The sequence below is a fragment of the Nocardia sp. A7 genome, from assembly GCF_046549215.1.
In the GTDB taxonomy this organism is placed as follows: domain Bacteria; phylum Actinomycetota; class Actinomycetes; order Mycobacteriales; family Mycobacteriaceae; genus Nocardia.
Genome location: NZ_JAJPWE010000001.1, coordinates 1,342,830 through 1,361,663, shown reverse-complemented (window position 1 = coordinate 1,361,663; position 18,834 = coordinate 1,342,830). Strand labels below are relative to the sequence as shown.

Below are 18,834 nucleotides of genomic sequence, written 5' to 3'. Positions count from 1 at the left end.
GGCGTAAGCGTAGCGTCTCGCACTAGAGACTTACGCTGTAAGTGCGAGACGAGGGACAATTCTCATGACCGATGTGGATACGGCTTCGATGACCGCCTGGATTGCGCCCCGATACGGCAGGGGTGAGGTGTTGCGGACCGAGGTCGTGCCGCGGCCGATGCCGGGGGAGCGGGATGTGGTGGTCCGGGTGCGGGCGGCGTCGCTGTGCAGTGGGGATCTGCATCTGCTCACCGGGACGCCGTATCTGCTGCGGCTCGGTTTCGGGTTGCGCAGGCCCAAGCACCGAATGATCGGGCAGAACCTGGCGGGCGAGGTGGTCGCGGTCGGCGGGAGTGTCACCGAATTCCGCGTTGGTGACCGGATTTTCGGCGAAGTGTCCAGTGGGGCGTTCGCCGAATATGTCCGCGCCGACGCAGGCTCGTTCGCCGTCGTGCCCGCCGCGTTGAGCATGGAAGATGCCGCGGTGATCCCGGATTCGGGAATGACCGCGCTGCAGGGGCTGCGTGATATCGGCAAGGTCGGGCCGGGGCAGCGAGTGCTGATCAACGGCGCGTCCGGCGGGGTCGGCAGTTTCGCAGTGCAGCTCGCGAAGGTGCTCGGCGCGCACGTGACAGCCGTGTGCAGCACCCGGCATCTCGAGATGGTGCGGAGCATCGGTGCGGACGTCGTCATCGACTACACCGTCGACGACTTCACCCGCACGGAGGTTCCCTACGACGTGATCTTCGACCTGGCAGGCAACCGCACACTGCGGGCGATCCGTCGAGTGCTGGCCGCGGACGGCATCTTCATCTCCTCGGCCGCCGCGCCCGGCAACAACTGGTTCGGCCCGATCCGATGGCTGGGTCAGGTGGCACTCACCGACCTGTTCGCGCGGCAGACCCTGAAGGCGCTGCTCATGCGACCCACTGCCGCCGACCTGGACTATCTGGCCGGATTGGCGGTCGACGGGAGATTGCGGCCGGTGATCGAGCGGCGGTTCGCGTTGTCCGACACGGCACTCGCCGTCGCCGCGTTCGAGCAAGGGCACGCGTCGGGCAAGACCGTCCTCATCGCGTGAGTGCCCGCCGATGTGCTGCTCAGTCCCCGAGTTCGCCTGCCGAGCGCCAGGATTGGCGTTCGGCGGCGAACGCTTCGGCTTGGACAGCGCGGAATTCCTCGATGGAGCTCGCGTTGTCGGTGAGGAATTCGCGGTAGTCCGCGAGCCGGAATTCGCCGTCGGTGGCAGTGACGTCCACCTTGCCCGCGGCGAAATCCGCACGCAGGTCGAGGAGTTCGTCGGCCTCGACGGGGTGCCATTTGATCCGGTCGAAATACCGCAGTAGCCAAGGGGTTTCCGCGTCGGTGGCGAACCGGTCGACCCCGGGTCCTGCGGTTCCCGCAGGTCGGGCGCGGTGGTTCCACACCTGGGTCGTGCGCCCGACGAACTGGTAGCCGCCCGGGCCCTCCATGCCGTAGATGCAGAGGTAGGCGCCGCCGATGCCGACCGCGTTCTCGGGGGTCCAGGTGCGGGCCGGGTTGTACTTGGTGGTGACCAGGCGGTGGCGCGGGTCGGTGGGGGTGGCGACGGGGGCGCCGAGGTAGACGTCGCCGAGGCCCAGGACCAGGTACTCGGCGTCGAACACGGTTCGGTAGACATCGTCGACCGAGGCCAGGCCGTTCATGCGGCGGATGAACTCGATGTTCCACGGGCACCACGGTGCGTCGGGACGCACACCGTGCATGTAGCGGATGATGGCCTCGCGCGTGGACGGGTCGTCCCAGGACAGCGGTAGGTGCACGGTGCGGCTCGGCACCACGAGTTCGGCCGAATCCGGCAGGTGCGCTTCGGCTTCGGCCAGCAGGGCGAGGAGCTGGGTGATCGGCAGGACGGCGGGATCGACGCGGATCTGCAGGGAGCGAATGCCCGGGGTGAGCTCGATGACCCCGGGCGCACCGATGGCGATCAGATGCTGGTGCAGGGCATGAACGCGGGCGCGTAGGCCGAGATCCAAAGTGAGCGTGCCGTATTCGACGAGCACGCCGTCGTCGCCCTGCCTGCGGTAGGTCACGCCGGTCTCGTCGTCTACCTCGGCGCGACGCAGTACTCCGTCGTCGCCGTCACGGCCGGCCGAGAGCACCGTGCCAAGGTACGCACGCCTGCTCGCGCCGAGCGCCGCGGCGGGCGCGGCGTGGTCGGCGCGGACGGGAACGAAACGCACCTTGTCGCCGGGGGTGAGCTGACCGAGTTTCCAGCGCTCGGCCGCGACCACGGTGACCGGGCAGACGAAGCCGCCCAGGCTCGGGCCGTCGGGACCGAGCAGGATCGGGGTGTCGCCGGTGAAGTCGAGTGCGCCGATGGAGTAGGCGTTGTCGTGGATGTTGGACGGGTGCAGGCCCGCCTCGCCGCCGTCGGTACGCGCCCACTCCGGCTTCGGGCCGATCAGCCGCACGCCGGTGCGGTCGGAATTGAAGTGCACCTCGTAGTCGGTACCGATGATGGTGTCGAAGTCGTCGCGGGTGAAGAACTCCGGTGCGCCGTGCGGGCCCTCGGTGACCGCCAGCTCCCAGCGCCGCCCGAAGGCGGGGATGTCGGCCATCGGGACGGCGGGCGCGAGACGAGTCGTCGGCTCGCCGAGGGCGAGCGAGTCGTCGGCTCGCAGGGCCGCACCGGTGCCGCCGCCGAACTTGCCGAGGGTGAATGTGGCGGCGCTGCCGAGGAATTGATCGACGTCGATGCCACCCGAGACGAGGATGTAGGTGCGCATGCCGGGACCGCGGATCGCGCCGACATCGAGGACACCGCCTGCCGGGACCTCGACGGTGCGCCATTGCTCGGCCGGGCGACCGTCGACTCGCACCTCGGCGACCGCGCCGGTGACACACACCCACGTCGCCGCGGTGAAACGCAGCGCGGGTCCGCCGAGGGTGCACTCGAGCCCTGCCGCGCCTTCCGGGTTGCCGAGCACCCGGTTGCCGAGCCGGAACGACAGGTCGTCCATCGGCCCGGAAGGCGGAACACCGATGTGCCAGTAGCCGATTCGGCCGGGCCAGTCCTGCACCGTGGTCTGCATTCCGGCGCGGACGACGTCGATGCGCCGAGCAGGCGACGGCGCGACCGGCACGGTGGCCGTATCCGCGATGGGCACGGCGAACGAACCGAGTTTCGAAGAGATCTTGTCGACGCGGGTGTCGGTGAGGCTCATCGGGTCACCACCATGCGGACGGGGGTGGGGTCGAAACCGTTGCAGGGGTTGTTGATCTGGGGGCAGTTGGAGACCAGGACGAGGGTATCGATCTCGGCGCGCAGGGTGAGTTTCTTGCCGGGGGCGGAGAGGCCGTCGACGATGCCGAGGGTGCCGTCGGGCTCGACGGGGACGTTCATGAACCAGTTGATGTTGGAGACCAGGTCGCGTTTGCCCAGGCCCCACTCGAGGGCGGCGGTGAGGAAGTTCTCCACGCAGGCGTGCTGGTGGCGGGTGTGGTGGCCGTAGCGAAGGGTGTTGGATTCCTGGGAGCAGGCGCCCGCGATGGTGTCGTGGTTGCCGACCTCGTCGGCGACGACCGTCATCAACGGGGTGCCGCCCTCGGTCAGCAGGACACTGCCGGTGGTGAGGAAGATATTGCGCTGGGCGGCGATGGTGGCCTGGGCGCTGTAGCGGTCGGTGTGGTCGACGGCGGAGTAGAGCAGGCAGTCGACGGCCTGATTGCCGTGCAGGTCGATGATGTCGAGGTGATCGCCCGCGCGAATGATGGCCGACCACGGTGCCTGGGCGGGGACGGTTTCGTCGAGGACGATGGTGCGGGTGGTGGTCATGCGCGGACCTCCGTGTTCTGTGCGGCCGACCAGGCTTCTTCGGTGTTGTCGACGGCCCGTTGGTATTCGGGGTCGATGTTGGTGGCACGGTCGGTGGGGGCGGGCCAGGCGATGATGTCGAGGTCGCCGGTGGGGCGTGGGTCGAGGGGGTGGGGTGCGTTGGCGATCAGGAGGGTCAGGGGTAGGTGGACGATCAGGTCGACAGTGGCGCCCTGGTGGCCGTTGCCGGTCGACTCGATCGCGCCGTTCGGTGCGACGCGGGCGCCGCGGAACAGCGCGATGGAGGGGCCGACGTCGCGGGGTTCGAGGCCCTGTTTGGCGGCGGCGAGGTGGAGTTGGCGGCGGGCTTCGGGGGTGGGGCCGCACAGGGTGTCGTGGTGGCCGGAGGTGTCGGCGAGCACGGTCGCCAGGACCCTGCCCTGGTCGGAGAGCAGTGGGTGACCCGCGCTGAGGTACGCCTGCCACGGCACTTTCACGGTGTCGGCGACATTCATTCGCTCCCATGGTGATTCGGCACGCAGCAGGAACAGGTGGGCGCAGGTGGTGCCGGCGGGGTCGGCGAGTCGCACACGCGTGCCGCGGCCGAGGACGATGTTCGCGTAGCCGCCCGCGGGGATGCGCTGTGCGATAACGACTTCGGCGGGATCGACCCCGGGTGGGGTCTCGGGGCGGGCCATGGTGGCCGATGCGGCCTGGGCGCGGGCATGGGCGCGGGCGCCGTCGGTGGATCGGGTACTCATCGTTACTCCTCGGCGAGTGGGTTGACGAACGCGCGACGACGTCGGGCTCCTGGTGCGAGCCGGGCGCAGTCGCGCGTACTCGAATCAGACTGTCGCGGGCGCGATTTCCGCTTCCGGCTCGGCGTTCTTCGGGGCTGCGACCACCAATCGGTAGACGATGGCACCGACGGCGAGGATGACCGCTACCGACAGTGGGCCTGCCCAGAGCTGCCACCAGCTGCCACCCGCGGGGGTGTAGACCTCGGGGCGGGGCCAGGCGAGGTTGATGACCATGGCGATGCCCCAGACCACTGCGAGGGCGTTGATGGGGATGCCCCAGCGGCCAAGGTGGAACAGGGTCTTGTCGTCGGGGGCGGGCAGGCCCTTGATCCTGCGGACCAACAGCGGCACGGTGACCAGTAGGTAGGCCAGGTACAGGCTGACGATGCAGACGCTGGCCAGGGTGGCGAAGATCGCGGGGTTACCCAGGTTCAGTACCAGCAGGCCGATGCCGAGGGCGCCGATCACGACGGCGGGCCACACGGGGGTGCCGAAGCGTGGGTGCACGGTCGAGAGAGCCTTCGCGAAGGGCAGTTTGCCGTCGCGCGCCATCGAGAACAGCAGGCGCGAGCCCGCGGTCTGGATGGCGAGGGTGCAGACGATGACCGCGACCGCTACGCAGCTCAGGAGTATCGAGCCTGCGGGGCTGTTCAGCTTCGAGGTGATGACGTAAGCCATTCCGCCGGCGGACAACTCGCCGTCGGACAGGCTCGGCGCCGCCATCAGGGCACCCAGCAGCATGAGGCCGCCGCCCAGCGCCGACACCGACAGGGCGAGCAGGATGGTGCGGGGAGCGACCTGGCGCGGGTTCTTGGTCTCCTCGGAAAGCTCACCGGCGGAATCGAATCCGACCATCACATACGCGGCCATCAGGCCCGAGACCAGGAACGCGGCCCAGTAGGGGCCGGGGGAGGCCTGGTCGGTCTGGAACACCACGTCGGGGCCGCGCTCGGTGTTGACGAAGAACAGCGCGATGATCGCCAGCACGCCGACGATCTCGACGGTGACACCGATCGAGTTGATCTTCGACATCAGGTCGATACCGATCACATTGATGGTGGTGGTGACGACCAGCAACACGCTGCCGAGCAGCACGGCGTTCATCGCGCCGTCGCGGGAGGTGAGGGCGGTGTCGGTGCCGATGAGCTGGAATCCGCTCCAGATCGAGGGCAGCACCACCTGCAGCGCGATCGCGGCCGCGGCGGCGGTCACGACCTGGGCGATCACCATCATCCAGCCGGCGAACCAGCCGATCAGCCCGCCCGCCAGGCGACGCGACCACTGATAGATACAGCCGGAGATCGGGTAGCGGGCGGCGAGTTCGGCGAAGTTCAGCGCGACCAGGAACTGGCCGGCGAACACGAGCGGCCAGGTCCAGAAGAAGGCGGCGCCGCCGAACGAGTAGCCGAAGCCGAAGAACTGGAAGATCGTGGTGAGGATGGAGACGAACGAGAAACCTGCCGCGAAGGACGCGTAGCGCCCCAGTTTGCGGTGCAGGACCGGCTGGTAGCCGAAAGCTGCCAGATCGGCGCTGTCGCGGCCGAGTTCGGTTGGGGCGGCGGGAGATTCGAGTGTCGTGGCCATATCGGTGTCCTTCAGCGGTTCGGCCAATATCTATCAGTCGATAGTTTTGCGCGCGCGATCGCTCGAACGGTGTCGTGCGTGTATCGACTGGGCGGCCCGCGGTAACTTCTGCGTTGCGTGAGTTTCTGTCAAATGACAGAAATGTGACCGCCGGATGTTTTCGCTGGTGAGCTGCCCGCTGCGGTGCAGGCAGTAGCCCGATGACAGAATCTCCGTGTGGCGAATCTCGGGCCCGGGCGTCCCCGGCTGGAACAGCGGCGCAGGCAGGGAACTACGCCGCGCGCGGAGATCCTCGACGCGGCGGCGGAGCTTTTCACCACCAAGGGGTACGCCAACACCTCGACGCGCGCGGTCGCCGACGCGGTCGGTATTCGCCAGGCCTCGCTGTACCACCACTTCGCCGCCAAGGACGACATCCTCGACGCACTGCTGGCCGAGACAGTGGCCGGGCCGGTGGAATTCGCGCAGCGGATGATGGCCGAACCCGACGACGCGGTGACCCAGCTCTACGCGCTGGCGCTGTTCGACGTGCGCCAATTGCGCACGGCACGCTGGAATCTGGGTGCGCTGTACCTGCTGCCGGAGCTGCGTACTGAACGTTTCGTCGCGTTTCGGCGACGCCGTGACGAGCTGCGCGGGCACTACGAGCGACTGGCCGCCGAATCATCGGCCGCCGCGGGACAATCCGACGACTCGCGGATGCTGCCGTTCCGTCTGGTCGAGACGGTGATCGCGATCAGGTACGACGAGGACGCGGCGACCGTCGAGGCCGAGCGCGTCATCCCGGACGCTGTGCTGCGTATCGTCGGCCATCCGGGCGACATGGACGCGGTGCGGGCAGCGGCTGCGGAGCTGCTCGCACGGCTGGGCGAGATCGATCCCGCCTGAGGCGCGGTACCCGGTAGGGCACCGCGCCGCGACTCTCAGCTCTCGATGAAAGCCAGGACGTCCTTGATGAGCTCCTGCTGGTAGGCGCCGAAGACGCCGTGCGGCGCACCCGGGTACACCTTCAGCGTGCCGTTCTTGACGAGCTCGATCGACTTCAGCGCCGCACCCGCGATCGGCACGATCTGGTCGTCGTCACCGTGGGCGATGAAGATCGGCACCTCGAGCGCCTTCAGGTCCTCGGTGAAGTCGGTCGCCGAGAACGCGGCGACGCACTCGTAGGCGGCCTGGATCCCCGCGAGCATGCCCTGACGCCAGAAGTCGTCCTGCGCGCCCTTCGAGACCGTGGCGCCCTCGCGGTTGAAGCCGAAGAACGACGGTGCGAGCTCCTGGTAGAAGTTGGAGCGATCGGCCAGCACACCGGCGCGAATTCCGTCGAACACCTCGATCGGCAGGCCGTCGGGGTTGGTTTCGGTCGCGACCATGATCGGCGGCACCGCGCCGATGGTGACGACCTTGGCCACCCGGTCCTTGCCGTGCTGTGCGGCGTAGCGAACGACTTCGCCACCGCCGGTCGAGTGGCCGACCACGACGACATCGCGCAGGTCGAGTGATTCGACCAGCTCGGCGAGATCACGCGCGTAGGTGTCCATGTCGTTGCCCTGCCACGGCTGCGACGAGCGGCCGTGTCCGCGGCGGTCGTGCGCGATGACGCGATAGCCGGCATCGGCGAAGGTCTTGAGCTCCAGCGCCCACGCGTCGGAGCTGAGCGGCCAGCCGTGGCTGAAGACGACGGGTCGACCGGTGCCCCAGTCGGAGTAGTAGATCTCGGTGCCGTCGGAGGTGGTGAAGTAGGGCATGGCGCTCCTGTCGGAGATGCGGACGGATAGGTTGCCCATAGTTGTCGAGCGCCGGTCCGCTGTCACCTACCGGAACGGCCGAAGATCCCCCCATTCAGGACAAGCATTAGATTTATCGGCATGTCCACACCCCGGAATCGTTTACGCCACCGTGCGTCCAGTGATACACGGCGTATCGGGTTTCTCCTGTTCGACGGGGTGAAAGCGCTCGACTACATCGGTCCAGCGGAGGTATTCGTCGAGGCGAACCAGTTCACCGATGCCTACGAGATCGTGCTGATCTCACCCAGCGGCGCACCGGTGTACAGCTCGGTGGGCCATGGGGTTGCTGTGACGACGGCCGTGGCGGACGCACCCGCGCTCGACACACTTGTGGTGCCGGGCAGTGAGGTGCGACCCGCCGAATTCGTGCGCCCCGATCTCGTCGAGGCCGCCCGCGTCCTCGCGGCGCGCAGCCGTCGGGTCGTTTCCATCTGCAGCGGTGCCTTCGTCCTGGCCGAACTCGGACTGCTGGACGGTCGAAGCGCGACCACACACTGGAAGTTCGCCGCCGAGCTCGCCCGCCGGTATCCCCGGGTCGACGTGCAGGCGGATCGAATCTTCGTGCAGGAGAACGACATCGCGACCTCGGCGGGTGTCGCCGCCGGCATCGACCTCGCGCTCGCGCTGGTGGCCGATGATCTGGGCAGCGACATCGCTCGCCAGGTCGCCCAGGGGCTTCTTGTCTATCTGCAGCGTTCCGGCGGCCAGACCCAGTTCTCGACACCCATGCGCGCCGTCGCCCTGTCACCCGGTCCGGTGCGCGCGGTCACCGACCTGATCGCCCGGGACCCCGCCGCGCGGCACAGCGTCGGGGACCTCGCGCGATACGTCAATGTGAGCGTCCGCCACCTCACCCGGCTGTTCACCGAGGAGACCGGGCTCAGTCCGGCCGAGTACGCGGCGAATGTGCGCTTCGATCTCGCCCGGGCCGGGCTCGAGGCAGGTAATACGGTGAGCCGGGCCGCCGCCGACGCGGGTTTCGCCAGTGCCGAGGCACTGCGCCGGGCCTTCGTCGCCCGGCTCGGGGTGTCGCCCTCGGACTACCGGCGCAGGTTCGAATCCGAGGCGAGTGCGTAGCGGGCCTCAGCGGGCGGTCGGCGGGGCGATCTGCCAGTGCTGGTTGAGCGCACCCGCGATCTCGGGCAGCACGGTGATCGGGATTCGCTTGGCGCGCAACATCTCCCGGATCTCACTCACCTGTTCGCGTTTGCGCATGTCGTAGGCGCCGGTGACGGGGCGGATCACCGGCGGGATCGACAGCAGCACGAGCTCGTCGGCCGACTCACCGGTGAGGTCGAGTGCCAGTGCCCAGCGGGCGTGCTCGTCGAGGGTGAAGCGCCCCGCGACCACGCGATCCCACGGCACGGTCGACGAGCGGAACGGGGTCCGCGCGTAGATCGCGTGCTCGTGCAGTTCGATGACATCACGGACGAACAGCGCGACACCCACCGCGAATCCGCCGATCGCCCCGACCAGCAATCCGGTGATCACCCGGTTCACCCCGAACATCGCCAGGAACAACCCGACGACGCCCGTGGTGACCAGGACTGCGATCAAGCAATAGAACATGCTCCGACCAGTGGGCACGACACCGGCACGCACGACCGCCATGCGGACCTCCCTCTCCGTGATTCGTGGCCCACCCTAGCGGCCGCGCTCAGGAGCCGAGCGAAACCGCTGCTTCGGAGGTCTCGACGAGGAAGGTGAAGGTCTCCTGGAAGTACAGCTGCACGGTCTCGGCGTCGTGGCTGAGGTAGCCGATCGACAGGTCCTGGCCGAGCGCGAGCTCGAAGTCGCCGCCGCGGGTGGTGAGCGCGAAGCCGCCGGAGATCGCCGGCGCCCAGATGATCTCGCCGTCGATCAGCCGCTCGATGTGGGTGCGGATCGGGTGACCGTGATCGGAGGTCTCGCTGACCTGGGTGTACAGCTCGGCGCTGAGCACCACCGAGTACGGGCCCTGCACGCCGGCCAGGCGCAGGCCGGTGAGGGCGTGCGAGATGGCATCGGGAATGTCGACGACATTGTTCGGGAGGGCGACGGGGGGGTTCGAGGCGGCCTCGCGGATACCGGTGATGGCCGCCGCGGCGTAGCTCTCGAAGATCGCCCGGTCTTCGGCGAAGGCGATTTTCTGTGCGGCGTCCTTGAGGTTGTCGAAATCGGCATCGTCGGCTCCACGCGCGATGTCGTCGAGTTCGGCGCGTTGCAGGGTGAACGGCACTCGCAGCTCGATCACCGGTTGAATGACGCGCTGACGGGCCTGCACGCCGTCGTCGGGCGAGTCGATCGAGGTGACCCGGCCGAGATTGCGGGCCGAGAAGTCGAAACCGTGCGGTCCCGACACATCGACGACACGGCGGCCCGCGATATTGCGCTTGAACGTGCGGGTCGCCTCCTCCTCGATCTGCGACCAGGCTTCGCTGGTGATCGGCGCGAGTTCGCGATGCAGGTTGTTCATTCAGTTACTCCTTTTCATCGTGCCGATTGCGAGGGAGCCGTCCGAGCGATCGGCCGCCGCGTTCGCCCGTTCGACGGGGGCTATCTCCGGCAGTGTCGCCGGCTCGATCTCGGCGCCCGCCGTGTCGGGCGCGTCGGGCAGGTCGTCGAGGAAATCCACGGTGGGAGTGAAGAAGAGGGTGCCGGTGACCGCGAAGGAGAAGTCGAGGATGCGGTCGTAGGCCGCCTCGTCGGTGCCGAGGAACATCCGCTCGAGCATGCGCTCGGTGACGCTCGGGGTGGCGGCGTAGGCCACGTAGTAGGTGCCGAACTCGCCGGTGCCGATGGTGCCGAACGGCATGTTGGCGCGCACGATCTGACGCTCGGTGCCGTCGGCGTCGGTGATGGTGTTCACCGCGACATGCGAGTCGGCGGGCTTCACGTCGTCGGGCAGTTCGTAGTCGGCGAGCTTGGTCCGCCCGATCACCCGCTCCTGCTCCTCGATGGACAGCGCGTTCCACTGGTCGAGCGGGTGGGTGTACTTCTGCACGATCACGTAGCTACCGCCGGTGAAGGCGGGATCGTCGTCGCCGATCAGCGCCGCCGAGGCCGCCGCGCCACCCTCGGGGTTCTCGGTGCCGTCGACGAAGCCGAGCAGGTCGCGCTGTTCGAAATACCGGAAGCCGACCGTCTCGTCGACGATCGTGGCCGCGCCTTGCAGGCGCGCGCCGATCACCATGGCGAGTTCGAAGCACGGGCCCTGGGTTTCGCCCCTGATGTGGAAGAACAGGTCGCCCGGGGTGGCCGGCGCGCTGTGGATGGGACCGCTGTAACCGGTGAACTCGTGCAGCTCAGCCGGTTTGGGGCCCACGAACAGTCGATCCCAGGCCGCCGAGCCGATCGAGGTGACGCAGGTCAAACCCTCACCGGGTACCCGGAACCCGATCGACCGGCGCAACCCGGAGATATCGGCCAAGAGGTCACGGACCGCGGATTCGCCACCGGTGTCGATGGTGGCGACGAGGAAGATCGCGGACGGCGTGAGTGGATCGAGGATCGGCTGTGGCTCACCCATGGCGTCCACAGTACGGCTCCGCCCCGACAGGTTTGATCACACCTCGAGGTGTCAGCGCATTCGGGGCGATCGACCTGCTACTTCGCGACGGTCAGCAAAAATGTGACGTCGTCGACGGCTTTGACGCTGTGGCGGGCGCGCGGCACGACGATCAGATCGCCCGCCGAGCCCTTCCACTCGTCGGTACCCGCGATCAGCACCAGCGTTCCGGAGAGCACCTGGATGGTGGAATCTCCCGCATTGTCGTGTTCGGCCAGGCTCTGGCCCTCGGCGAGGGCCACCACTGTCTGGCGCAGCACGTGGGTGTGGCCGCCGATGAGGGTTTGCGAGCTCCGGCCGCTCGTCGAAGTGGCGGCCAGCTTCAGCTGTTGACGGGCCACCGCGGTCAGCGATTTCTTGTCCATGGATCGGGCCTTTCGCAGGCATCTCGCGGGCAGGTCTTGCGAGGAGTATGCCCGACGGCGCCCACGCGTTCGGGCGTTTTGCCGGGACCGTTAGCGGTGTGTTGTCAGTCGCGGGCGTAGCGGCGAATGCGGTAGCGCAGACCGGTTTTCGAGGTCAGCCACGGCGCGTCGTCCGCGTGCCATTCCGGGCCGATCACCGGGGCGAAGGCGTCGCCCACCACGGTGGTGTCGACCTCGGTGACCAGCAGTGTCGTCGCGAGCGGCAGCGCGGCGCGGTAGATCTCGCCGCCGCCGGCGACCCAGGTGTCGGTCTCGCCGGTCATGGCCAGCGCGTCCGGCACCGAAGCGGCGCGTTCGGCACCCTCGGTTGACCAATCAGTCTGCCTGGTGACTACGATGTTGCGGCGACCCGACAGCGGCCGGAAATTCGCGGGCAGCGAATCCCAGGTCCGCCTGCCCATGATCACCGGGTGGCCCATCGTGGTGTCGCGGAAATTGGCCATGTCCTCGGGTAGCCGCCACGGAATGGTGTTGTCGACGCCGATCACACCGTCGTTCGCCTGCGCCCAGATCAGGCCGATCATCGTCACACTGCCACCGGCGCCTTGATGCCGGGGTGGTGTTGGTAGTCCGACAGCTCGATGTCTTCGTAGGCGTAGTCGAACAGGCTCGTCGCCGGGCGCAGGTGCAGCGTCGGGAACGGGAAGGGCTCGCGGGTGAGCTGCTCGCGGACCTGGTCGACGTGGTTGTCGTAGATGTGCACGTCGCCGCCGGTCCAGATGAACTCGCCCGGCTCGAGCTCGGTCTGCTGGGCGACCATCAGGGTGAGCAGGGCGTAACTGGCGATATTGAACGGCACACCGAGGAACAGGTCGGCACTGCGCTGGTACAGCTGGCAGGACAGTTTGCCGTCGGCCACATAGAACTGGAAGAAGGCGTGGCAGGGGGCGAGGGCCATCTTGTCCAGGTCGGCCACGTTCCAGGCCGAGACGATCATCCGGCGCGAATCCGGGTCGGTGCGCAGGGTGTGCAGTACCTGGGCGATCTGGTCGATATGGGTGCCGTCGGGGGTCGGCCACGAGCGCCACTGCACGCCGTAGACGGGGCCGAGTTCGCCCTTGGCGTCGGCCCATTCGTCCCAGATGGTCACGCCGTGTTCGCGCAGCCAGGAGACGTTGGAATCGCCGCGCAGGAACCACAGCAGTTCGTAGGCGATGGATTTCATGTGGACCCGCTTGGTGGTGATCAGCGGGAACGAGTCGGCCAGGTCATAGCGCAGTTGGTGACCGAAGATGCTGCGGGTTCCGGTGCCGGTGCGATCGGCTTTGGGCGTGCCTTGCTCCAGAACGTGCCGGAGCAGGTCCTCGTACTGTGTATCAGGGGTGGCCACGACTTGCGATTCTACGGGGGTCGGCCCAGTCGGCAGGCACCTGGCAAGCTCTTCGCCTATGCGCAAGCTCTCCGTGATCGGCATCGGCGCCGGCGACCCCGACCAGGTGACGATGCAGGCGGTCAAGGCCATGCGAAAGGCCGAGGCCTTCTTCGTGATCGGCAAGGGCGCCGAGAAACAGGAACTGGTCGACGTGCGGACCACGATCCTGGCCGAGCACGTGGACGGGCCACACCGGATCATCGAGATCACCGATCCACCGCGCGAGCGCACCCCCGCGGACTACGCCGGTGTGGTCGTGGACTGGCACGAACGGCGCTCCGAACTGCTCGAAGACGCGTTCGATCAGGTCGACGGCATCGGCGCGATCCTCGTGTGGGGCGACCCCGCGCTCTACGACAGCACGCTGCGGATGGTCGAGCATGTGCTGGCGCGTGGGCGTGTGACCTTCGATTACGAGGTGATTCCCGGCGTGACCAGCATTGCCGCGCTGGCCGCCAGGCACCGGATGGTGCTGCACCGGATCGGCGAACCCGTCCACGTCACGACCGGGCGCCGACTCCGCGAGGAAGGGCTGGGACCGGGGTCGACGGTGGTGATGCTCGACGGTGAGTGCTCGTTCACCGAGGTGCGTGGCGACGATGTCCACATCTGGTGGGGCGCCTATCTCGGCATGCCCGATGAAATCCTGATCGAAGGCAGTCTGCGCGAGGTCGAAGGCGACATCGTGGCTCGCCGCGCGGAGTTGCGCGCGGAAAAGGGCTGGATCATGGACGTGTATTTGCTCCGCAGCTAGCTAAACTGGCAACCGTGCCCGAGCTGCCGGAAATAGAGGCGTTGGCGCAGTTCCTTCGGGATCATGCGGTCGGCGCTGTGGTCGGCCGTGTGGACGTGGCGGCCCTGAGCGCGGTGAAGACCTTCGATCCGCCGGTCACCGCGCTGTCCGGCCGTGATGTCACCGGTGCGGGGCGGTGGGGGAAGTTTCTCGGAATGGATTGTGGCGGACTGTGGTTGATCACCCATCTGTCGCGTGGCGGCTGGTTGCGGTGGGTCGATGAGCCGAATCCGTTGCCGCCCAAGCCCGGCGGTAAGAGCCCGCTCGCGCTGCGCGTGCACTTCTTCACACCGGAGGGCGCTACCCCCGCGATCGACTTGACCGAGGCGGGGACGAAGAAGCGGCTGGCGGTGTACGTCGTCGAGGATCCGGCAACGGTGCCGGGGATCGCGCGGTTGGGACCGGACGCGCTCGGGCTGACCGAGGACGAGTTCGCCGCACTGCTGAAAAGCACGTCGCAACGGATCAAGACCGCGATCGTGGACCAGACCCTGCTGGCCGGGATCGGCAACGCCTACTCCGACGAGATCCTGCACACCGCGAAGATCTCCCCGTTCGCGAACACCAAAACGATGCCGGCGGACAAGGTTTCGCAGTTGTACACCGCGATGCGCACAGTGCTGCTCGACGCGGTCGACCGCTCGGTCGGGCAGAACGCGGCCCGGTTGAAGGGCGAGAAGCGTTCAGGCATGCGGGTTCACGCCAGAACCGGACAGCCGTGCCCGGTGTGCGGGGACACCGTGCGCGAGGTGTCCTACGCGGAGCGGTCGTTCCAGTACTGCGCCACCTGCCAGACCGGCGGCAAGGTGCTCGCCGACCGGCGGATGTCGCGGCTGCTCAAATAGTCTTCTCCCGCCAGGCTTCCAGCAGCCGCAGCCAGAATTCGCTGACGGCCGGAAAGGCGGGCACTGCGTGCCACAGCGTGTCCAGCGGCACCTGTCCGACCACCGCGATGGTGGCCGCGTGCAGCTGTTCACCCATGTCGGGGCCGACGAAGGTGGCACCGAGAATGCGGTGGGCGGCGGTGTCGACGACGAGTTTCGCGCGGCCGTGGAAGTCGTCGCGCGAGAGCGCGGACCCCGCGACGGCGATATCGAGTTCGACCGTGTCCACCGCGAATCCGGCGGTGCGTGCCTCGTGTTCGGTGAGGCCGACGGCCGCGAGTTCCGGTGCGGTGTAGACGACTTGGGGAACCTGCTGGTGGTCGGCGCTCGCGGTGAACCGCGTGCCGTCCAGCGGCTTGCCCTCGGCGCGGGCGGCGATCACGTCACCGCACACTCTGGCCTGATACTTGCCCATATGTGTCAGTGCCACACGGTGATTCACGTCGCCGACGGCGTAGAGCCACTCGCCTGGCACGTCGCGCGCGGTCAGCTGGTCGTCGACCTCGATGTATCCCGGTGCCAGCCCGACTGTGTCCAGACCCAGTTTCGCGGTGGCGGGGGTGCGGCCGGTGGCGACGACGAGTTCGTCCACCTCGAGTTCGCCGTCGTCGAGCACCAGGGTGACCGTGCCACCGTGAACGCGGCCAACACCGGTGTCCTCGGGATCGCGGCGCGAGACCAGCAACGGTTCGGTATGGAACCGCACCGTGACGATGCCGGTGTCACGCAGGCCCCGCAGGACCAGTTCCGAGGCGAACGGCTCGTTCCGCGGGAGCAGGCGGTCGCCCCGGACCAGCAGGGTCACCTCCTCGGCACCGAGTTCGGCCAGCCAGGTCGCCGTTTCGCAAGCCACGACACCGCCGCCGATGATGGCGACCCGGCGCGGGACGACGGTCAGGTTGGTGGCGTCGCGGGAGGTCCATGGCATGGCCTCGCGCACGCCCGGGATATCCGGGATGGTGGCGGTGGTGCCGGTCGCGATGACCACCGCGTGCCGGGCGCGCAAGACCTGGACGCCGTCGTCGGTATCGACCTCGACGAGCCGCTCGCCGATCAGGCGGCCCGCGCCGCGGACGGGATCGATGTTCGCCGATTTCGCCCACTCGACCTGGGAACTGTCGTCGTGGTTGTGCACGAACGAATCGCGGCGGGCCAGCACGTCGGCAACCTTCGGGCCGCTCGTGCGCACCCCCGGCATCGCCGCGCCGAGGCCGAGCACGGCGCCGGGACGCAGCAGCGCCTTGCTGGGAATGCAGGCCCAGTAGCTGCACTCGCCGCCGTACAGCTCCCGCTCGACGAGGGCGGCGGTGCGGTCGCTGCCCGCGATGGCGTAGGCGGCGGCGTTCTCACCTGCCGGGCCCGCGCCGATGACGACGACGTCGTATTCGAGCTCGATCACTGCAGATAGCCCTCGACCTCACGGGGGGAGCGCAGCCCGGTTTCCTCGGCGGATTCGCCGGAGCCGTGGCGCGCACGACGCTGCCGCAACAGATCCCAGGCCTGATCGAGCATCACTTCCAGCTCGGCGAGCTGCTGACGTTCGGCGATCGGGTCGATCTCGCCGGCCGTTGCCTTGGCTCGCAGTGAGTGCTCGTCGTCGACCAGCTGCTTGATCCGCGCCAGAATGTCCTGATCGGTCATGTGCTCACCTCTTCGAGTAGTCGACAGGGGTAGTCCTGGTCCATGCTACGACCGCGCGGGTCCCGCGGTGGCAGGCCTCGGCGAGCGAATCAGCGGCGATCGGCATTGCGCGTGCGAGGTCGGCGCTGGTCAGGGCGGTGTAGCCGATGGCGATACCGAAGTGGTGTGGTTCGGCGATGTGGTGGCGAGTCAGGCCGTCGAGCAGGACTCCGCGGGCGCGGGCGGTGTCGACGGCGTGGCGTTCGGCGGCGGGGTCGGGGAGTTCGACGACGACATGGGAGCCCGCGTCGTCGCCGATGACGGGCAGGCCACGGCGGGCGAGTTCGTCGACGACGACGGCGCGCCGTGGTGGCACGACCCGGCGGAGTCGGCGCAGGTGCCGGGACAGGTCGCCGTGGCGGGCGAATTCGCTGAGGACGCGTTGGCCCGCGGGGCTGGGGGAGCTGCCGACGCGGGCGCGGTGGGTGAGTACGGCGTCGGTGATGTCGGGGCGGGCGACGAGCCAGCCGACGCCGAGGGTGGTGGCGATGATCTTGCTGGTGGTGCCGAGGTGGACGACGACGTCGGGCGCCATCGCCGCCAGCAATGGTAACGGCGCTGTGTCGTAACGCAATTCGCCGTCGTAGTCGTCCTCGATGATGAAAGCGCCGGTCCTCCTAGCGAATTCGATAAGCTCGACCCGGCGCGCCGCGGGCAGCATCGCACCGAGTGGAAACTGATGTGCCGGTGTGCAATACACCGCGCGCACACCCGATGGAATTCGATCGACACGCAAACCGGCGGTGTCGACGGGCACCGGAACCACCTCGATCCCCGCTGCCCGGAACGCGCCGACCGCCCGCAGGTAGCCGGGATCCTCGATGGCGACCGTGTCGCCGGGACGAAGCAGCGCCGTGGCGAGTTCACCCACCGCCGCGCTGGTGCCCGAGGTGGCCAGGACCACCGATCCGGCCCCGGCGGCCAGCCCTCGATGGCGCAGGAGGTGATCGGCGATCGCCGCGCGGAAGTCCGGTTCGCCCGCGCGGTTCTTGCGAGCCTGCGGCGTTTGGTCGCCTGCCGCGCGCCAGGCGCGGCGCCACGCCGCGGAGTCGACCGCGTCGGCGCACGGTGTGCCGGGGCTGAGATCGAGCAGGCCCGCGTCGGGATCGGTGCTGTGATCTGCGTCGGTGGTCGGTGGCGCGGTGGCGGGGGCGGTGCTGAGGTAGGTGCCGGAGCCGTGTTTGCCGGTCAGCCAGCCTTCGGCGTGCAGTTGGTCGTAGGCGCCCGCCACTACGGCCCGGCTCACCCCGAGTCGCTGGGCCAGGGCGCGCGAGGACGGCAAACGGTCGCCGACGCGCAGCACCCGGTCGGTCGCCGCGGCGCGTAGGGCATCGGCCACCTGCACCGACAGTGGTTCGGGCGCGGTGCGGTCGAGCGGAATCGGAAGATCGTCGAGCATCGTCCACCTCGAATTGGCCTGTTGAACTACTGCTGAATTGGACCTACTCATGGTCCACTCCTTCGACGAAGCTCATCTTATGAGCACGCACGACGTCAACCGCAGCCCCCTGTCGCCGACCCCGCGCACCACGCTGACCCGCGCCAAGGAGCGCGGCACCACCGATCGCGCCGCACTCGACGCGGTGCTCGACGCGGGCCTGATCTGCCACCTCGGCGTGCTGCTCGGCGGTTCACCGGTTGTCCTGCCGACCATCTACGGCCGCCTCGGCGACACCCTCTACCTGCACGGATCCACCGGCGCAGGCAATATGCGCGCCGCCATCGACACCGATATCTCGATCGCCGTGACCCATGTCGACGGCCTGGTGTATGCGCGCTCGGCGATGCACTTCTCGATGAACTACCGATCCGCGGTGATTCGGGGTAGGGCCGTGCTGGTCACCGACGAGGTGGAGCGAGACAACGCGCTGCGGGTGATCGTCGAGCATTCCGCGCCTGGCGCCTGGGATCGGGTGCGCCCGCCCAACCGCAAGGAGATGGCGGCGACGATGGTGCTCGCGCTCGACCTCACCGAGGCCTCGGTGAAGGTGCGTTCGGGGCCGCCGAAAGACGACGAGAGCGACATCGAGACCGGCGGTGTGTGGGCCGGGGTGCTGCCGCTGCGCCAGGTCTGGGGCGAGCCGATCCCGGCCGCCGACCTCGAGCCGGGCCTCGACGTCCCCTCCGACGTCGAGGCCAGGGTGACACCGGTCGAAGCGCCGGTGAGGTGAAGTCTGGTCAACCCGT

20 protein-coding genes are annotated in these 18,834 nt (G+C 68.3%); 6 read left to right on the top strand and 14 right to left on the bottom strand.

Translation table 11 applies throughout. The features are described 5' to 3' along the window. The first annotated feature begins 64 nt into the window (after positions 1 to 64). The gene (locus ACLJPD_RS06220) at positions 65 to 1,060 is read left to right on the top strand and encodes an NAD(P)-dependent alcohol dehydrogenase (RefSeq protein WP_410870759.1); all 996 of its coding nucleotides are present in this window, start codon (positions 65 to 67) and stop codon (positions 1,058 to 1,060) included. A gap of 19 nt (positions 1,061 to 1,079) precedes the next feature. On the opposite strand, the gene ACLJPD_RS06215 is transcribed toward ACLJPD_RS06220, so the two are convergent. From ACLJPD_RS06215 to ACLJPD_RS06200, 4 genes are all read right to left on the bottom strand, one after another. Continuing rightward, positions 1,080 to 3,185 (bottom strand): 5-oxoprolinase/urea amidolyase family protein, encoded by a 2,106-nt coding sequence (locus tag ACLJPD_RS06215; RefSeq protein WP_410870758.1) that lies wholly within the window; start codon positions 3,183 to 3,185, stop codon positions 1,080 to 1,082. Then, the gene (locus ACLJPD_RS06210; protein WP_410870757.1) at positions 3,182 to 3,796 is read right to left on the bottom strand and encodes an urea amidolyase associated protein UAAP2; all 615 of its coding nucleotides are present in this window, start codon (positions 3,794 to 3,796) and stop codon (positions 3,182 to 3,184) included. Before ACLJPD_RS06210 ends, ACLJPD_RS06215 begins: the two co-directional genes overlap by 4 nt. Beyond that, positions 3,793 to 4,536 (bottom strand): DUF1989 domain-containing protein, encoded by a 744-nt coding sequence (locus ACLJPD_RS06205; protein WP_410870756.1) that lies wholly within the window; start codon positions 4,534 to 4,536, stop codon positions 3,793 to 3,795. Before ACLJPD_RS06205 ends, ACLJPD_RS06210 begins: the two co-directional genes overlap by 4 nt. Before the next feature lie 84 nt (positions 4,537 to 4,620). Next, positions 4,621 to 6,159, bottom strand: a complete 1,539-nt coding sequence (locus ACLJPD_RS06200; RefSeq protein WP_410870755.1) for an amino acid permease — start codon at positions 6,157 to 6,159, stop codon at positions 4,621 to 4,623. A 216-nt stretch (positions 6,160 to 6,375) separates the two neighbouring features. Here ACLJPD_RS06200 and ACLJPD_RS06195 point away from each other — a divergent pair, with 216 nt between their 5' ends. Further along, the gene (locus tag ACLJPD_RS06195; protein ID WP_410870754.1) at positions 6,376 to 7,047 is read left to right on the top strand and encodes a TetR/AcrR family transcriptional regulator; all 672 of its coding nucleotides are present in this window, start codon (positions 6,376 to 6,378) and stop codon (positions 7,045 to 7,047) included. A gap of 35 nt (positions 7,048 to 7,082) precedes the next feature. Here the strand turns inward: ACLJPD_RS06195 and ACLJPD_RS06190 are convergent, their stop codons facing one another. After that, complete coding sequence (locus ACLJPD_RS06190) at positions 7,083 to 7,904, bottom strand: alpha/beta fold hydrolase (RefSeq protein ID WP_410870753.1); 822 nt, start codon at positions 7,902 to 7,904, stop codon at positions 7,083 to 7,085. Between the two features lie 120 nt (positions 7,905 to 8,024). On the opposite strand from ACLJPD_RS06190, the gene ACLJPD_RS06185 reads away from it, so the two are divergent. Then, a complete protein-coding gene (locus ACLJPD_RS06185; protein WP_410870752.1) occupies positions 8,025 to 9,023 on the top strand; it encodes a GlxA family transcriptional regulator in 999 nt (332 codons plus the stop codon). 6 nt (positions 9,024 to 9,029) lie between these two features. Here ACLJPD_RS06185 and ACLJPD_RS06180 read toward each other — a convergent pair whose 3' ends face one another. From ACLJPD_RS06180 to ACLJPD_RS06155, 6 genes are all read right to left on the bottom strand, one after another. Beyond that, positions 9,030 to 9,557, bottom strand: a complete 528-nt coding sequence (locus ACLJPD_RS06180; RefSeq protein WP_410870751.1) for a hypothetical protein — start codon at positions 9,555 to 9,557, stop codon at positions 9,030 to 9,032. 46 nt (positions 9,558 to 9,603) lie between these two features. Beyond that, positions 9,604 to 10,401 (bottom strand): family 1 encapsulin nanocompartment shell protein, encoded by a 798-nt coding sequence (locus ACLJPD_RS06175; protein ID WP_410870750.1) that lies wholly within the window; start codon positions 10,399 to 10,401, stop codon positions 9,604 to 9,606. Then, entirely contained in the window at positions 10,402 to 11,454 is a 1,053-nt protein-coding gene (locus ACLJPD_RS06170; RefSeq protein WP_410870749.1) for a Dyp-type peroxidase, read from the bottom strand. A 77-nt stretch (positions 11,455 to 11,531) separates the two neighbouring features. Next, the gene (locus ACLJPD_RS06165; RefSeq protein ID WP_410870748.1) at positions 11,532 to 11,858 is read right to left on the bottom strand and encodes a cupin domain-containing protein; all 327 of its coding nucleotides are present in this window, start codon (positions 11,856 to 11,858) and stop codon (positions 11,532 to 11,534) included. A 104-nt stretch (positions 11,859 to 11,962) separates the two neighbouring features. After that, the gene (locus ACLJPD_RS06160; protein WP_410871944.1) at positions 11,963 to 12,442 is read right to left on the bottom strand and encodes a dihydrofolate reductase; all 480 of its coding nucleotides are present in this window, start codon (positions 12,440 to 12,442) and stop codon (positions 11,963 to 11,965) included. A gap of 2 nt (positions 12,443 to 12,444) precedes the next feature. Beyond that, on the bottom strand, positions 12,445 to 13,248 hold the full coding sequence (locus ACLJPD_RS06155; RefSeq protein WP_410870747.1) for a thymidylate synthase: 804 nt from the start codon (positions 13,246 to 13,248) through the stop codon (positions 12,445 to 12,447). Positions 13,249 to 13,306: 58 nt separating this feature from the next. Here ACLJPD_RS06155 and cobF point away from each other — a divergent pair, with 58 nt between their 5' ends. Both cobF and ACLJPD_RS06145 read left to right on the top strand, forming a co-directional pair. Then, positions 13,307 to 14,044 carry a precorrin-6A synthase (deacetylating) gene (cobF, locus tag ACLJPD_RS06150; protein ID WP_410870746.1) on the top strand — a complete coding sequence of 246 codons (738 nt, stop codon included), beginning with the start codon at positions 13,307 to 13,309 and terminating at the stop codon, positions 14,042 to 14,044. Between the two features lie 14 nt (positions 14,045 to 14,058). Further along, positions 14,059 to 14,928 (top strand): Fpg/Nei family DNA glycosylase, encoded by an 870-nt coding sequence (locus tag ACLJPD_RS06145; RefSeq protein ID WP_410870745.1) that lies wholly within the window; start codon positions 14,059 to 14,061, stop codon positions 14,926 to 14,928. Here ACLJPD_RS06145 and ACLJPD_RS06140 read toward each other — a convergent pair. From ACLJPD_RS06140 to ACLJPD_RS06130, 3 genes are read right to left on the bottom strand one after another with little or no spacing between them, the layout of a single operon-like run. After that, entirely contained in the window at positions 14,921 to 16,366 is a 1,446-nt protein-coding gene (locus ACLJPD_RS06140) for a dihydrolipoyl dehydrogenase family protein (RefSeq protein ID WP_410870744.1), read from the bottom strand. The two genes, ACLJPD_RS06145 and ACLJPD_RS06140, sit on opposite strands and share 8 nt — an antisense overlap. Next, on the bottom strand, positions 16,363 to 16,608 hold the full coding sequence (locus ACLJPD_RS06135) for a DUF2630 family protein (RefSeq protein ID WP_410870742.1): 246 nt from the start codon (positions 16,606 to 16,608) through the stop codon (positions 16,363 to 16,365). The genes ACLJPD_RS06140 and ACLJPD_RS06135 overlap by 4 nt, the downstream gene beginning before the upstream one ends. A gap of 4 nt (positions 16,609 to 16,612) precedes the next feature. Next, positions 16,613 to 18,046: a PLP-dependent aminotransferase family protein gene (locus ACLJPD_RS06130; protein WP_410870741.1), complete on the bottom strand. Its 1,434-nt coding sequence runs from the start codon at positions 18,044 to 18,046 to the stop codon at positions 16,613 to 16,615. Positions 18,047 to 18,125: 79 nt separating this feature from the next. On the opposite strand from ACLJPD_RS06130, the gene ACLJPD_RS06125 reads away from it, so the two are divergent. Further along, on the top strand, positions 18,126 to 18,818 hold the full coding sequence (locus ACLJPD_RS06125) for a pyridoxamine 5'-phosphate oxidase family protein (RefSeq protein WP_410870740.1): 693 nt from the start codon (positions 18,126 to 18,128) through the stop codon (positions 18,816 to 18,818). The last annotated feature ends 16 nt before the right edge of the window (positions 18,819 to 18,834 follow it).

Bases quoted from the DNA above. Each gene is read 5' to 3' on its own strand.
- ACLJPD_RS06220 (WP_410870759.1), top strand. From the start codon at position 65: ATGACCGATGTGGATACGGCTTCGATGACCGCCTGGATTGCGCCCCGA.
- ACLJPD_RS06215 (WP_410870758.1), bottom strand. From the start codon at position 3,185: ATGAGCCTCACCGACACCCGCGTCGACAAGATCTCTTCGAAACTCGGT.
- ACLJPD_RS06210 (WP_410870757.1), bottom strand. From the start codon at position 3,796: ATGACCACCACCCGCACCATCGTCCTCGACGAAACCGTCCCCGCCCAG.
- ACLJPD_RS06205 (WP_410870756.1), bottom strand. From the start codon at position 4,536: ATGAGTACCCGATCCACCGACGGCGCCCGCGCCCATGCCCGCGCCCAG.
- ACLJPD_RS06200 (WP_410870755.1), bottom strand. From the start codon at position 6,159: ATGGCCACGACACTCGAATCTCCCGCCGCCCCAACCGAACTCGGCCGC.
- ACLJPD_RS06190 (WP_410870753.1), bottom strand. From the start codon at position 7,904: ATGCCCTACTTCACCACCTCCGACGGCACCGAGATCTACTACTCCGAC.
- ACLJPD_RS06185 (WP_410870752.1), top strand. From the start codon at position 8,025: ATGTCCACACCCCGGAATCGTTTACGCCACCGTGCGTCCAGTGATACA.
- ACLJPD_RS06180 (WP_410870751.1), bottom strand. From the start codon at position 9,557: ATGGCGGTCGTGCGTGCCGGTGTCGTGCCCACTGGTCGGAGCATGTTC.
- ACLJPD_RS06175 (WP_410870750.1), bottom strand. From the start codon at position 10,401: ATGAACAACCTGCATCGCGAACTCGCGCCGATCACCAGCGAAGCCTGG.
- ACLJPD_RS06170 (WP_410870749.1), bottom strand. From the start codon at position 11,454: ATGGGTGAGCCACAGCCGATCCTCGATCCACTCACGCCGTCCGCGATC.
- ACLJPD_RS06165 (WP_410870748.1), bottom strand. From the start codon at position 11,858: ATGGACAAGAAATCGCTGACCGCGGTGGCCCGTCAACAGCTGAAGCTG.
- ACLJPD_RS06160 (WP_410871944.1), bottom strand. From the start codon at position 12,442: ATGATCGGCCTGATCTGGGCGCAGGCGAACGACGGTGTGATCGGCGTC.
- cobF (WP_410870746.1), top strand. From the start codon at position 13,307: ATGCGCAAGCTCTCCGTGATCGGCATCGGCGCCGGCGACCCCGACCAG.
- ACLJPD_RS06135 (WP_410870742.1), bottom strand. From the start codon at position 16,608: ATGACCGATCAGGACATTCTGGCGCGGATCAAGCAGCTGGTCGACGAC.
- ACLJPD_RS06130 (WP_410870741.1), bottom strand. From the start codon at position 18,046: ATGCTCGACGATCTTCCGATTCCGCTCGACCGCACCGCGCCCGAACCA.
- ACLJPD_RS06125 (WP_410870740.1), top strand. From the start codon at position 18,126: ATGAGCACGCACGACGTCAACCGCAGCCCCCTGTCGCCGACCCCGCGC.